General features: G+C 39.0%; 12 protein-coding genes and 1 other RNA gene. 7 read left to right on the top strand and 6 right to left on the bottom strand.

Annotation, left to right across the window (positions count from 1 at the left end):
• From K1X56_12700 to K1X56_12685, 4 genes are all read right to left on the bottom strand, one after another.
• The coding region (locus K1X56_12700) for a hypothetical protein (GenBank protein ID MBX7095572.1) at positions 1 to 569 on the bottom strand (569 nt) is incomplete at its 3' end.
• A gap of 58 nt (positions 570 to 627) precedes the next feature.
• A complete protein-coding gene (locus tag K1X56_12695; GenBank protein MBX7095571.1) occupies positions 628 to 1,944 on the bottom strand; it encodes a hypothetical protein in 1,317 nt (438 codons plus the stop codon).
• A complete protein-coding gene (locus K1X56_12690; protein ID MBX7095570.1) occupies positions 1,935 to 2,501 on the bottom strand; it encodes a gamma-glutamyl-gamma-aminobutyrate hydrolase family protein in 567 nt (188 codons plus the stop codon). Before K1X56_12690 ends, K1X56_12695 begins: the two co-directional genes overlap by 10 nt.
• A gap of 1 nt (position 2,502) precedes the next feature.
• Positions 2,503 to 3,120 (bottom strand): threonylcarbamoyl-AMP synthase, encoded by a 618-nt coding sequence (locus tag K1X56_12685; protein ID MBX7095569.1) that lies wholly within the window; start codon positions 3,118 to 3,120, stop codon positions 2,503 to 2,505.
• 220 nt (positions 3,121 to 3,340) lie between these two features.
• Here K1X56_12685 and K1X56_12680 point away from each other — a divergent pair, with 220 nt between their 5' ends.
• Positions 3,341 to 4,024, top strand: a complete 684-nt coding sequence (locus K1X56_12680; GenBank protein ID MBX7095568.1) for a hypothetical protein — start codon at positions 3,341 to 3,343, stop codon at positions 4,022 to 4,024.
• A 52-nt stretch (positions 4,025 to 4,076) separates the two neighbouring features.
• Here K1X56_12680 and fsa read toward each other — a convergent pair whose 3' ends face one another.
• Complete coding sequence (gene fsa / locus K1X56_12675) at positions 4,077 to 4,736, bottom strand: fructose-6-phosphate aldolase (protein ID MBX7095567.1); 660 nt, start codon at positions 4,734 to 4,736, stop codon at positions 4,077 to 4,079.
• Positions 4,737 to 4,853: 117 nt separating this feature from the next.
• Positions 4,854 to 4,953, bottom strand: an RNA gene (ffs, locus tag K1X56_12670) — signal recognition particle sRNA small type.
• A gap of 179 nt (positions 4,954 to 5,132) precedes the next feature.
• Between ffs and K1X56_12665 the strand changes: the two genes are divergently transcribed.
• The 6 genes from K1X56_12665 to K1X56_12640 all read left to right on the top strand — a co-directional run.
• Complete coding sequence (locus K1X56_12665; GenBank protein MBX7095566.1) at positions 5,133 to 7,016, top strand: type IIA DNA topoisomerase subunit B; 1,884 nt, start codon at positions 5,133 to 5,135, stop codon at positions 7,014 to 7,016.
• Positions 7,013 to 9,640 (top strand): DNA gyrase/topoisomerase IV subunit A, encoded by a 2,628-nt coding sequence (locus K1X56_12660; GenBank protein ID MBX7095565.1) that lies wholly within the window; start codon positions 7,013 to 7,015, stop codon positions 9,638 to 9,640. Before K1X56_12665 ends, K1X56_12660 begins: the two co-directional genes overlap by 4 nt.
• Before the next feature lie 29 nt (positions 9,641 to 9,669).
• Positions 9,670 to 10,527, top strand: coding sequence for a class D beta-lactamase (gene blaOXA / locus K1X56_12655; protein ID MBX7095564.1), 858 nt, complete (start codon positions 9,670 to 9,672; stop codon positions 10,525 to 10,527).
• Positions 10,528 to 10,673: 146 nt separating this feature from the next.
• Positions 10,674 to 11,105 carry a MarR family transcriptional regulator gene (locus K1X56_12650; GenBank protein MBX7095563.1) on the top strand — a complete coding sequence of 144 codons (432 nt, stop codon included), beginning with the start codon at positions 10,674 to 10,676 and terminating at the stop codon, positions 11,103 to 11,105.
• Between the two features lie 112 nt (positions 11,106 to 11,217).
• Entirely contained in the window at positions 11,218 to 13,632 is a 2,415-nt protein-coding gene (locus tag K1X56_12645) for a TonB-dependent receptor (GenBank protein ID MBX7095562.1), read from the top strand.
• A gap of 99 nt (positions 13,633 to 13,731) precedes the next feature.
• The coding region (locus K1X56_12640; protein MBX7095561.1) for a WG repeat-containing protein at positions 13,732 to 15,212 on the top strand (1,481 nt) is incomplete at its 3' end.

Below are 15,212 nucleotides of genomic sequence, written 5' to 3'. Positions count from 1 at the left end.
ATGTTATCAAATAAAACAGAGGAATTGGTATTGGTGTATTGTTGTGCAAAAGGATTACCGGAAGCTAGACCAATAAACAATGAATCTTGTGTTCCGGCAGGGAGATTAAAACTAAAGGGTGTCCATGATGATGTTGTTCCGCCAATCAGAAAAACATAATATGAAGGTATTCCGGAGTTCCAGCGAATTAATAATACCATTGCAGAATCATTCATTGCCATGGATGATTTATAAAATCCAAAAATCTGATCGAAGGTGGAAGTGTAGGGGATTCCTCCATCGGGACCAGCTTGTCCCACATGACCTAAAAATGAATAACTGATGATGGTATCGGTTCCGCTAATTTCCGATTCGAGTTTGCATGAATAAGATCCTTGTTGTGCGTCGGTTGATTTGCTTACGCCGTAAAAAGCCGGACCCGATCCATTTGAGGTCATCCACATATCCGGATTTTCGAAAATGATGGTGTTGGTCCAGTTTTCAAAACTACCGTTTTCGATTTGTCCGTTTTGAGATAATCCAAAAATCCAACAGGAAATAAAAATGCTGCTGAGTAATAATTTTTTCATAGTAATGATTTTATACCCTCAATTTCGGAATAAAAAATCAAAAATGAAATGAGAATAATCAGTTTGCAAAAAAGAGATAAGATAAAATGATAGCCGCTGTTACACCTGCGAAATCAGCAATTAATCCACAATGAATGGTATGCCTTACATTTCGAATTCCCACGGCACCGTAATACACTGCTATCGTGTAAAATGTAGTTTCGGTGCTGCCTTGAATTACCGAAGTCATGTGTCCTTGTAAACTGTCAATCTTAAAATGATTCCAGCTTTCAATCATTAATGCACGAGATCCTCCTCCACTAAGGGGACGCATCATCGCAGTTGGGAGGGCGTCGACGAATTCGGTTCTTGAGAAAATGGAATTGGCCAGGTAACGAATGCCATCAATGATGTAATCCATTGCACCGGAAGTCCGGAACACTGAAATCGCTACCAACATCGCCACCAGGTAAGGAATGATTTGTATTACGGTTCCAAAACCATCTTTAGCGCCTTCAATAAAACTATCGTACACATTTATTTTTTTGTAAGCTCCATAACCAATAAATGAAACGAGCATACCCAAGATGATAAATGCTCCTGCAAAGGATGAGTATTTACCCATTTTGTAAGAAGATACGGCAGCATTGATATCGCCCTTAAAATCGGGATGCAGGATTTTATATTCTGCAATATCACTTGCATTTACGGCACTGAAGTGAATGATTAAAGCTACAATGGAAGCCATGATAGAGAGCAGCGCAATCACAGGTAAAATAAACTGGAGTTTTAATAAATTGATGCGTTGGTAGAGCGAAACGGCAGTGAGTGCAACCATTGTTGCAATGGTGGTAGCCAGAAGAATGGGAATAAAAATATCGGTAGGGTAGGCTGAATGATTGGCAGCTCTTAAAGCAATAATGGATGAAGGGATTAATGTTAACCCGGAGGTGTTCAGCACCAGAAACATGATTTGCGAATTACTGGCAGTGTCTTTACTCGGATTTAACACTTGTAATTCCTTCATCGCTTTAATTCCAAGAGGTGTTGCGGCATTATCGAGACCCAAAAAATTTGCGGAGAAATTCATCATGATGGATCCAGAAGCGGGGTGTCCTTTCGGAATTTCAGGGAAAATATGTTTAAAAATGGGCCACATTCCCTGGGCAAATACATTGACCAATCCGGAATTTTCTGCCACTTTCATCATGCCCATCCAGAAAATCATGATACCTGCAAGGGGAAGAGCAATATCCATCACCGAGAACTCCGCCATCTTTAATGCGCCATCTACCATTTCGCCGAAAATGGAAAAATTATCCTCCAGCACAAACCGAACACAGGCTACAATAAATGCAACGAGGAAAAAGGCAATCCAGATATAATTCAGGACCATGATTTACAAATCGTCAGAAAGTTATTAAATAATTTTTCGCCCATTTCTCCCGAAGATTCAGGATGAAATTGCACACCATACCATGGATATTTTTCATGGTGCATCGCCTCATTCGCGCAAATTTCAGATCCGGCATCTCTTCGAAATCCATGTGGTAAATCGATGCATTCTGTATGGTCTTCGCGCATCATCACCCAATTGTTAAAACCTGCAAATAATCCGTAAGGATGAATGATCGTAATTTCCTGCCACGCGCGATCTTCACTGCATTTTGCAATGTAGGCTCCATTTATAATTCCTAAAATCTGGTGACCAAAACAAATTCCCAATACAGGAACTGAAATTTTAATCAAAGGTTTTATTTTTTCAATGTAAGGATCTGCTGAAGTATTGGTGAGTAAAACAGGTGCTCCACTAATGATTACTCCATTGTAATGCAGTTCATCACCTTTTAATTCATTCCATTTAATGGATGTACATTCTACATTCAATTTCCGAAGGATAGCAACGATATCCGGCACCTTGGAACTTCCACAATCAACAATCAAAATCCTCATATCAAAACAAATCTTCGGTGGGACCAATTCCTTCTCTTATCACTTCCGGATATCCATCGGTACAATCGATAATGGTTGATGCTTCATTCTTGCCGTAACCTCCCGCAATAACCAAATCAACCGCTTTATCATATTTTTCATGAATCAATTCAGGATCGGTGGTGTATTCTATTACTTCATCATCATCGTGCACTGAGGTGGAAATAATGGGATGCCCCAGTTCTTTTACAATCATTCGCACAATAGCATTGTTGGGAACGCGAATTCCTACTGAACGTTTATTGTTGTTGAAGAATTTTGGAATTTTATTACTCGCTTCCAGGATAAAGGTGTATGGACCCGGAAGTGCTTTTTTCATGATTTTATAAATGGGAGTATCAACTCTGGCGTATTCCGAAAGGTGACTTAAATCGTGACATACAATGGAGAAATTTGCTTTCTCGGTTTTCAGGCCTTTGATCTTAGCCACACGATCGATTGCTTTCGATTTCAGCAATGAGCAACCAATGGCATATACTCCATCCGTCGGATAAATAATCACCGCCCCCTCGTTTAACAAGTCAACCACTTTTCTGATTTTTTTCTCATCAGGATTATCCGGGTGAATTTCTAAAAGCATAATACAAGATAAAACAAAATGAAAACAGGTAGAAGCCTCGGTTAAAAAGAATATCCATATTGGAGTATTGATAAGTGTTATGATCCCTTTTTATTATATATCTACCTGAATAATTGATAAGTATAAATGGTGCTCCTATTCGCCTCAATACAATAATTTCTTTTGGCGTTCGTTAATTCTTCAATCCTGCCTATGCCACTATTTTACTCAACTAAAATGTATGAAAATAATCGGTGTCATCCTGATGGGGTTCATTTTCCATTTTCATGGAATGGCTTCTTTGCAAGATTTTTCGACCATTGCTACAGTTGATGTGTATTACGATCAAGGGCGTTGGGAAGACACGCTGTCCTACAAAGGCGCAAGTGCAGTTTTATCTGTTTATGCCAATGAAAATATCAGTTTCAATTACGATTTTTCATATGCTAAACGAAGTGATCAATTCCGGTCCATTCATACACCTGTTGGAGCAGTAGCGGGTCCTCCGATTTTTGCATTTGGACTTATCAGTACGCTATCCTGTTTGGCCACGGAAAAAGATTCAAGTTCCAATGTGAATAGCGGAACAAATAATCCGGATTCCACTGAAAATTGCCCATTCTGCACTTTCGGGAAAATGGGATTGGTCCTCGGTGCATTAATTACCATCATTCCCGATGGTGTAAGCTTTCATTGGCGACCAACAGATTGGATGACCTTTTCTCCCTATGTGAATTTTATTGGGATGGATTTTACAAAAAATAAAATCAATGGGGAGACGGATCTGGTCTATGCTGCCTCATTAGGATCTGCCATTACTTTTTCATTTGGTAATTTCAGATTAAGCGGACGTTATGAATTGCGAACGCAAAGGCATTATGGTTGGGGTCAAGGCCTAAGTGTGGGAATGGGGATCGGTTTCTAAAAAAAAAAGGCCGGAAAAAAATTCCAGCCTTTCGATATACGATGAGCTCAATTTATTTTGCTGCAGCTTTCGCGTGATCAGCCAAAAATTGTGCGAGTCCGTTATCTGTAAGCGGATGCTTCAGTAAAGCCATAATTGCACTTAATGGACAAGTTGCAACATCAGCACCAATTTTTGCGCAGTCGATAATGTGCATGGGGTGACGAACAGATGCTGCTAAAATTTCAGTGTCGTAACCGTAGTTATCGTAAATGGTTCTGATTTCTTCAATCAAAGCAAGTCCATCTGTAGAAATATCATCGAGTCGACCAATGAAAGGAGAAACATAGGTAGCACCTGCTTTTGCAGCGAGAAGTGCTTGTCCGGCAGAAAACACCAATGTACAATTGGTTCTGATTCCTTTTTTGGTGAAAGATTTAATGGCTTTAACACCATCCTTAATCATCGGAACTTTTACTACGATGTTTTTATGCAAAGCAGCCAATTTTTCGCCTTCACGAATCATTCCTTCATAATCGGTAGAAATTACTTCGGCACTCACATCTCCGTCCACGATGTTGCAGATATCGACATAGTGTTTCAGAACTTTTTCATCTCCGGAGATGCCTTCTTTGGCCATCAGAGAGGGGTTGGTAGTTACGCCATCCAGTACACCGAGGTCGTTGGCTTCGCGAATTTGATCAAGATTTGCTGTGTCGATAAAAAATTTCATAGGGGATTTATTTTGCTCAAAAATAGACCTCCCGCGGATATTTGGCAAAAGAAGAATTGAACAGGTTGTTAATTTCCCGTTGCTTCCTGATAATGAAATGTAAGTGGGGGAAAAAAAGTAGGGCAAGCTGATTGCATCGCACCGCTACAACCTCCCGTCCTTGCTCCGTTCCCGGCCTGGGGAATTGGGGAGGGAGCTGGTCGTGCAAGACTTGCCCCGCGCAAAGATAGAAAAAGGTTGATATCTGAGCACCTGAATCGAAAAAGATTGAAAAAAAGACTGAACACCAATGATTTTTTGCGTTGAAAACAATGGGCTATTGTTGAAAAGTTCAATTTTTTTCACCTGTTCTAAGGGTTTTTCATTGTGTATTTTTACGCCTTCACATTTTTAGCTATGGCTCAACAAAGTAATTACACGGAAGACAACATTCGATCGTTGGATTGGAAGGATCATATTCGGTTACGTCCGGGTATGTATATTGGGAAATTAGGAGATGGTTCTACGCCGGATGATGGTATTTACATTCTCCTGAAAGAGATCATGGATAACTGTATCGATGAATTTGTGATGGGCTTTGGAAAGCGGGTGGATATCCGTATTAACGAGCGGGAGGTGAATATCAGGGACTACGGTCGCGGAATTCCGCTGGGTAAAATGGTGGATGCCGTATCGAAAATGAACACCGGTGCTAAATACGATACTAAAGCATTTAAGAAATCAGTCGGATTAAACGGGGTCGGTACAAAGGCCGTGAATGCATTATCCGAATCGTTCTACATTGAATCCTTTCGTGAAGGTCAGGTTAAAAAGGCAACCTTTAAGGCAGGAAATCTGATTAAAGAATCAAAACTTGAAAAATCATCAGAGGCAAACGGTACATCTGTCACATTTGTCCCCGATACAAGCATTTTTAAAAATTTCCATTTCAGAGAGGGATTCATTTCCAAAATGCTCTGGAACTACTGTTACCTGAATCCGGGTTTAACCATCAGTTTTAACGGACAGGAATATTATTCTGAAAACGGTTTATTGGATCTCCTGAAGGAAAACATGACGGAAGAACCGCTTTATGATATTATTCACCTGCGTGGTGATGATATTGAGGTGGCTATGACGCATACTTCCTCTTATGGAGAAGAATATTACAGCTTTGTAAACGGACAACACACTACTCAGGGTGGAACACATCAGGCTGCTTTTCGTGAAGCGGTGGTAAAGGTAATTCGTGAATTCTTCAGAAAAGAATACGAAGCCGTGGATGTACGTCAATCCATTTGCGCTGCTGTTGCGGTGAAAGTCATTGAACCGGTATTTGAATCGCAGACAAAAACAAAACTCGGTAGTACCGAAATTGAGCCGGGAGGAAAATCCATGCGCTCGTTTGTGGCCGATTTTCTTAAGGAGCATCTCGATAATTATTTGCACAAACATCCGGAAGTTGCAGATGCCATTCAACGAAAAATTCTTGCTGCGGAACGCGAGCGGAAAGAGTTGAGCGGTATTCGCAAACTGGCGCGTGAACGTGCAAAAAAATCTTCACTACACAATAAAAAACTGCGCGATTGCCGTGTTCATCTTACCGACAACAAGGATCCGCGTCGCCTTGATACCACCTTGTTCATTTGTGAGGGAGATTCGGCAAGTGGATCCATCACCAAGGTGCGCGATGTTTCTACGCAAGCTGTGTTTTCTTTAAAGGGGAAACCGTTAAACACCTATGGACTCACCAAGAAAATCGTTTACGAGAATGAAGAATTCAATCTGATTCAGGCAGCACTCGATATTGAGGATGAAATGGAAAATTTGAGATACAACAACATTGTGATCTCAACCGATGCCGATGTGGATGGTATGCATATTCGTTTGTTGTTGCTGACCTTTTTCCTTCAGTTTTTCCCCGATTTAGTAAAAAATGGTCACGTCTATATTTTGCAGACACCGTTGTTCCGTGTCCGTAACAAAAAGGAAACCATCTATTGTTACAGTGAAGAGGAAAAGCAAAAAGCAATGAAAAAATTAGGAAGGAATCCTGAGATTACCCGATTCAAAGGATTGGGTGAAATTTCTCCGGATGAATTCAGAATGTTCATTGGGCCGGATATGCGAATTGAACCTGTTGTAGTGGGTAAAGAATCCATACAGCATTTGTTGGATTATTACATGGGTAAAAACACCATGGAACGTCAGGAATTTATCATTGAAAATCTCCGTGTGGAAAAAGATGTGGTTGAAACGGAGGAAGAACAAGAAGTACCAACTGAAGAAACAGAAGCATGATCACGAACGAAGAAATGGACGAAAGCGGATTATTTAATAATGGCGAAGGCGATCATTCCGATCCGAACAAAACCACCATTCTGGGTGGCATGTATCAGGATTGGTTTTTGGATTACGCTTCTTATGTAATTCTTGAACGCGCGGTTCCGGCTGTATTGGACGGATTAAAACCGGTTCAGCGACGGATTTTACATTCCATGCGCGAGCTGGAAGATGGTCGCTATAACAAAGTGGCGAATCTGATTGGTCACACCATGAAATATCACCCGCATGGTGATGCTTCCATTGGTGATGCACTGGTTCAGATTGGTCAGCGTGATTTACTTATCGATACACAAGGAAACTGGGGTAATATTTTAACCGGCGACAGCGCAGCGGCACCACGTTACATTGAAGCGCGTTTATCGAAATTTGCCCTTGACGTTGTCTTTAACCCCAAAACCACCCAATGGCAGGCTTCTTATGATGGAAGAAATAAGGAACCTATTCATTTACCGGTTAAGTTCCCATTGCTGTTGGCACAAGGAGCGGAAGGTATTGCTGTGGGGATGGCCTGCAAAATTTTACCGCATAATTTCAATGAACTGATTGATGCAGCCATTGATATTCTGAAAGGAAAAAAAGTGGAGATTTTCCCTGATTTCCCAACGGGAGGAATGGCAGATTTTACGAATTATAACGATGGATTAAGAGGAGGTCGTGTACGTTGCCGTGCAAAAATCCGTCAGGCATCCGGAAAACAACTGATCGTAGATGAACTTCCATTTGGAACAACTACTTCATCACTGATTGATTCGGTGATTAAAGCCAATGAAAAGGGAAAAATTAAGATTAAGAAGATTGAAGATAATACGGCCGACAAAGTAGAGATCGTTATCCATCTTCATCCCGAAGCATCGCCCGACAAAACGATTGATGCCTTGTATGCATTTACCGATTGTGAAGTTTCTCTTGCTCCGAATGCTGCGGTTATTGAAAATGACAAACCACGCTTTTTAGGTGTATCTGAAATTTTAAAAATTTCGGTGCTGAATACGGTTGAGCTGCATAAGCTTGAATTGCAGATTCGACTCAATGAATTAGAAAGCATGTGGCATTTTGCTTCGCTGGAAAAAATCTTCATTGAAAACCGTATTTACCGCAAAATTGAAAACGAAGAAACCTGGGAAGGCGTTTTAAAAGCGATTGATAAAGGATTAAAACCGCATACCACGCATTTAAAACGTCCCGTGGTACATGATGATCTGGTTAAACTGACAGAAATAAAAATCAAACGGATTTCTAAGTTCGACAGCGATAAAGCGGATCATTACATCGAATCGCTCGAAGAAGAAATTCAGATTGTTCGCCACAACTTTAAACATGTGGTGAATTATACCATTGATTATTTCAAAAACCTGAAGAAAAAATACGGCGCCGGTAAAGAACGTAAAACCGAAGCAAGAATATTCGATACCATTGAAGCCGTTAAAGTCGTTGCAACCAATACCAAGTTATACGCCAACCGCACGGAAGGATTTATTGGTACTTCGTTGAAGAAAGATGAATTTATTTGCGATTGTTCCGATATCGATGATATTATCGTTTTCAGGGAAGACGGACGCATGGTTATTTCAAAAATCACGGATAAGAAATTTGTAGGTAAGGGAATCATTCATATTGCCGTTTGGAAAAAGGGCGACAAGAACCGTATTTACCACATGATCTATCGCGATGGTAAAGCAGGAGCTGTATTTGCCAAACGATTTGCAGTTACTGCCATCACCCGTGATAAAGAATATATTTTAACCCGTGGTAATCCGGAATCGAAAGTTTTGTATTTCACCGAACATCCGAATGGTGAAGCAGAAATTATTACCGTGCATTTGCGTGCTCGTCCGAATTTAAAACGATTGCATTTCGATTATGAAATGGCTGGGCTTGCAGTGAAAAACATGCAGAGTCAGGGTAATCTCATTACGAAATACACCGTAAATAAAATCGTGCAAAAAGAAATCGGAGGATCAACCTTGCAGGCACAGCAGATTTGGTTCGACGATATCACTATGCGTTTGAATATTTCAGGCAGAGGAGAGTTATTGGGTAGATTTAAAAACGATGATAAAATCTTTTCGGTGACACAATCCGGTTATTATCGCATTAGCGGACATTCACTCGATCTGCATTTCGATGATGACATGATCATGATTGAAAAGCTGAATATGAAGCGTCCGGTCACCATTATTTATTATGATGGAGAAAAAGATGCCTATTTCGTGAAACGCTTTATGCTGGAGGATGGTGATCGTAAAAACCATGTCATTTCCATTAGCGACGGATCACGCATTGAAATGGTTTCTACGCAATGGGTTCCGCGGATTAAAGTGGAATACGACGGAAGAAGTACAAGTAAGAAACCGGAAGTCATTGACCTCGCAAAATTTGTTGAAATCCGTAATGAAAAAGCGGTGGGTAACAAATTGACGGAATATAAAATTAAACAGGTCACCATTCTTGAACCTAAACCAGACGATATTCCAAAAGAAGAACGTGAAAATGAAGCACGCTTATTAGAGGAACGCACCGATACTTTGGAATTTGATTCTAAAGGCGGGACCAATGGTGAACAAATGGGATTATTCTAAAATCGATAAGTGAAACAGAATTTCGGATTATGATAAAAAAGATTATCGTGTTATTGTTTGTAGTGGCATCCGGAATTCTGCATGCACAAGATACCTTACGTTCGGGTAATTATTCTCTGGTGTGGGACACTCTTCGAATGAAGGAACGTCCGGATTGGTCGGAACATTTCAAATCGCAGAATGTGAACGTGGGTACCCTGGTGATTTACGATCAGCAAAAAGGGAAATACCAGGTGTTTAATCGTCAGCGTATGATTGAACGTTTTTTACCAGCCTCAACATTTAAAATTATGAACTCACTCATCGCCCTTGAAACAGGAGTGGTAAAAAATGAGAAGGTGACGTTTAAATGGGATGGTTTCGATCGTGGAGTTGCTTCCTGGAATCAGGATCAGAATATGGAAGAGGCCTTTAAAAATTCCACTGTTTGGTATTATCAGCAATTAGCTCGTAAAATCGGTTTTAAAAAAATGGATGAATACGTGAAGCAAGCCGGATATGGGAATAAAAACATTGATGGAGGTCTGGATGATTTCTGGTTAAAAGGAAAGCTTCGTATTAACGCAAAAGAACAGGTTGATTTATTGAAAAAGTTGCAAGCAGATCTATTACCTTTTAAAAAAGAGAATCAAGCCATCGTGCGCAAAATCATGATCGAGGAGAAATCTGATACCTACATTTTAAGATCAAAAACAGGTTGGGCCGAACAAGATGGAAAAAATATCGGATGGTATGTGGGCTATGTTGAACGTCCAAAATTGAAATCGAAAGATGAAAAGTCGGATTACTACTATTTCGCTTTAAACATTGAATTGGATCCGAGTAAACCGGAGGTACGGAAAACGATTGTACGCCGCGTTTTGAGTGAGTTGAAAATCCTGAATTAGAACAATTCCAGGCCTAACAAGCATTTATTGTTGCCAAAGAAAGGAATATCCCTACCGTTTATGGTTTCTTGCTTCCGTTTAAATAAATTTAACTATTTTTACTATTGTTGATATGTCAACAATTGATATTATAACATATATTTGTCATGGAGAAACTGAATACCATTTTCTTTTATCACCTCGATAAGGCGATAAGGAATTACAGGCAGTATGCAACGCAGCAATTAAAAGAAGCTGGTTTTAGCATCACTATTGATCAGTGGTTGGTGTTAAAGGTGTTGCATGAGGATCCGGAGGTAACTCAGAGTGAGCTGGCGGAAAAGGTTTTAAAAGATAAAGCATCGGTTACCCGAATCATTGAAATTCTGGTAAAAGATAAATACCTGCAACGCAAGTCGCATGATGAAAGCCGGAGGAGATATAAATTAATTATTACTCAAAAGGGCTTGAGCTTGTTGAGTGAGATTCAAACTGTAGTTCTTCGAAATAGAAGGGTGGCATTAAAAGGAGTAGAAAAAAATGACCTGGATGTTGCCGAAAATGTTTTGAGAAATATTGCAGAGAATTGTAGTAAATAGTATTTAGAGAGATCCAAATTACGACGAATAAATTCGTCGGTTCATATCTTATTTATTGGTCTAATCTGACGGTTTTTCCGAAGGGAATTGTACTGTCTTAAAATTTGAGCGCATGAAAGTTATTTTACATGTACTGGTATTTCTTTGTGTTTCAATTTCAGGTTTAGCGCAACCATTGAAACTTTTTGGAACTATTGTTGCTTCTGATCATAGTCCGATTTCCTTCGCTAATGTATTGTTGTTTACTTCCGGTGATTCCTTGTTTTATAAAGGAGAAGTAAGTAATGAAAATGGAGAATTTATTTTTGAAAATATATCTGCCGGTAAATATTTTATTCGTGTTCGATTTGTTGGGTATTCAGATTACACCAGCGCTGAGATCGAAGTGAAATTTCCGGAAGACATTAATCTGGGAATAATTTCATTAACGGAATCTTCTTCTTCATTACAAACAGTAGATGTTGTAGCAGAACGTCCATTTATAGAAAGGGAAGCAGATAAGGTAGTAGTTAATGTTGAAAATAGCGCCATTTTAAAATCGAATTCAGTTTTGGATCTGCTTGAAAAATTACCTGGTATTACCATAGATCAGGATGGAAGAATTTTTATGAGGGGTAAACAGGGAATCATTTTTATGATTGATGGTAAGCCGACTCCTTTAGCAGGTCAGGATCTGGCTAATTTTCTTCGTTCCATGCCTGCATCTTCCGTTCAGAAAATTGAGTTAATTGCAAATCCTCCTGCAAAATACGATGCAGCAGGTAATGCAGGTATTATTCACATGATTTCTAAACGTAACAAGGCACAAGGTTACAATGGCAGTATCAACATGTCGTATGGTCAGGGCCGGTATGCAAAAGCTAGTAGTGGCTTTTCATTTAATTACAGTAAAAATAATTGGAGTGTATATTTGAGTTATAGCTATAATTACAGAAAAGGATTTAATCATTTGGAGATTGACCGGCGGTTTTATTCAGGCGATACCCTTACACGAATTTTTAATAATGATAATTACCTTAGTTTTCCGGTACAAATGCATGTGCCCCGAATTGGAATTGATTATAAAATTTCTGATCGTACCACTATTTCAACCCTGATTTCCGGGATTAGTAATCCATTTTCAAGTAAAACCATAAGTAGTTCTTTAGTGCGCGATGGTTCGAATATTTATTTAGGAAATTATGGTTTTTATAGTTCAACGGATGAGATTTTTGGAGATGTTGAAGCAAATCTGAGATTGGATCATCAGCTTGATACATTAGGGCAAAATATTTCACTAAATTTTGATTATGGTAATTATTTTACGAATGCTAAAGTGGATATGTCGACCATCTATTCTGACTATATCAATTCCATCCAGGATACATCCACAATAACCATGAATCAGTTAGGGAATTTGAATTTATTCTCTGGGAAATTGGATTACACAAAACCACTTCCCAAAGAAAAAACATTTGAAGCCGGATTTAAAAGCAGTTTAGTGAAATCGGACCAGGATATGCAGTATTATCATGTAAACGGCACAGATCAACAATTAGACAGTTTAAGAAGTAGTCATTTTTTATACACTGAAAACATAAATGCTGCCTATGTGAATTTTAGAGCTAAAATTAAAAAGTGGTCCATCCAGGCAGGACTGCGAGCGGAGCAAACCATTGCCCAGGGGAAACAAATTTTAAATGGAAAAGAATTTGAACGGAATTATGCTCAGATTTTTCCAACCTTTTATTTGAATTATGAAGCCTCGGAAAAGCATTCCTGGAATATCAATTTCGGACGGAGAATCGACCGACCCAATTATCAATCAATGAATCCTATGCGGCAATGGATAGATGCCAATACCTACAGTGAAGGTAATCCTTATCTCTTGCCCCAGTTTACCTACCTGGGCGAATTAAGTTATTCCTACAACAATTCCTTTTTTGCCAGTTTAAGCTATAATTTAACTACAGATAATATTCTGGAAGTACTTATTCAGGATGCAGCTACCCAAACAACCAACCAAACGGTGGTAAATATTGATCAGAATCATTACTATAGTTTAAATCTAACTTACAGCAATCGTATTACGAAATGGTGGAGGACAAACACTAATTTATTAACGAACTATTCTCGATACGCCGGGGATGTAAATCAATTTACCTTTAATCAGGGTCGTCCGGCTTTTTACTTTTCTTCTAGTCAGAATTTCCGATTGGCAGATGGATGGAATTTAGAATGTAGCATTAATTACAATCATAAAAATTTGTATGCTGTAACTACCATGTATACCACTTGGAATTTTACGGTTGGAATTCAAGCTCCTGTATTAAAGAAAAAAGGGAATCTAACGCTTAATTGCAGTGATGTTTTCTGGAAAGCATGGCCTCGTGGTTTAACAGAATTTGGTTCGGTAGTTGAAAAGTGGGGCGCATTACGCGACACCCGGGTAGTAAATGTAAGCTTCAGTTATAAATTCGGAAAAGGTCAAACTGGCCGAATGAGACGTGAAACCGGTGCTGATGATGAAAAAAACCGTGTGCGGTAATATTTATTTCACTTTATTGAACTTTTTGCTGCTTTAAGTTTATTACAGGATTGTATTGTTAACCGGTAACCTTTTAACGATTTATCCTTAGATTAGAATATGCGATCTCTATTTCTGCTTATTCTTTGTTTTTCCACCATTGCCGGATCGGGGATGGACCTGGTTCCGTTTCTTTTAAAAGACGGTAAATGGAAATTATACGACCGCGACCGTGGTTTGATTCTTCCTGATCGTTTTGATGAAATGAAACCAGCCAAGGGGAATGCTATTTTTTTGCGCAACGATAAAAGCTGGACCGTAATTAATCGTCAGGGTAAAGATCTCTGTAATGCCACCTTTCTAAATGTTGAAGAATTAGACGGAGGTTTGATTTACGGATACGGATCGGTGAATCGACTTTATTTTCCCGATGGAAAGGAATTTCCTGTGCATGTGGTAAAATGGGTTTTTACTATCGGTAAACAAAAAGATAAATTGGTGATCTGCAATTCGGATGATAAAGTGGGGATTTGTGATTTTAAAGGGAATGTTTTGCTGCCCTTTCATTATGATTACGCTCCAACTTTATATGCCGAACATTATTACCGGGTAAAAAAGCAGGTTGGGAATAAATGGAAAATGGGATTAACCGATTCTACATTTCGCGAAGTGGTTCCATGCAATTATTTTGAGTGTGGACTCTTCTCCCAAAAACTTTTCTACGCGATGGATGAAGATGGTTCCTGTGATTTGTATCATATCAACGGGAAGAAATTTATTCACCTCAATCAATTCACAACAGAATATTATTCCACCGGAAATTTTATGGTCCGCCACGTGGGTGATGAATCGTTAGAAGTAAGTACTTACGGTGGGAAATTTTTTTCGGCCCTTGATGTTCGTTATAAAATGGATAGTGATTATATCATTCTCGAAAGAGATCAGGGCGATGCCCTGCTTTTTGCCAATGGAAAAATCAGTGAATGGAAAGGGAAGAGTATATCTAACATTTCAAATTCTAGAAATTATTTATCGATCTCAGATAAAAAATCTAAATTAAAAAATCAAGTAGCTTTAAAGGGGATTATTGATTTAAATGGTAAACAGCTTGCAGAAGAGCAATTTTATGAAATAAGACATGCGGCCGGAGATCGAATAGTGGTTGGTCAGTTGAAATCGACAAGTGGTAGAATGAAAATTCTGTTTGGGATTTATGATGTTAAAAGGAAAAAATTAATTGTGGATTGCAATTATGAAGATGTAGTGATTTTTGCAAATGGTTCATATGCATTAAATGAAAATAAAAAATACCATCTCTATCAGTCATCCGGAATATCACGTTCTAAATCGTATGATCAGATTTATCATTCTTCCTTGTTAATGGGAATTGATTCCATTGCTTTTTATAGTTGTAAAAATGTGTCCATAGATAAATCAGGTCCGGGTCAATATCTAATGGGTTTACTCGATGCAAATGGTGAAGAATTTATAGCGCCGGAGTTGGAAAATATTGAACAGATTCGTGGTTACTACAATGAAAATTTCCCCAAAGAGAAGTTGTATTATTATGGATCAAAGAATATGAATGGTAAACGGATTTC

This window comes from Flavobacteriales bacterium (assembly GCA_019694795.1).
Lineage (GTDB): Bacteria > Bacteroidota > Bacteroidia > Flavobacteriales_D > UBA2798 > UBA2798.
Note: the sequence above shows the minus strand (reverse complement) of the source record. Positions and strands in the feature narration are given on the sequence as shown.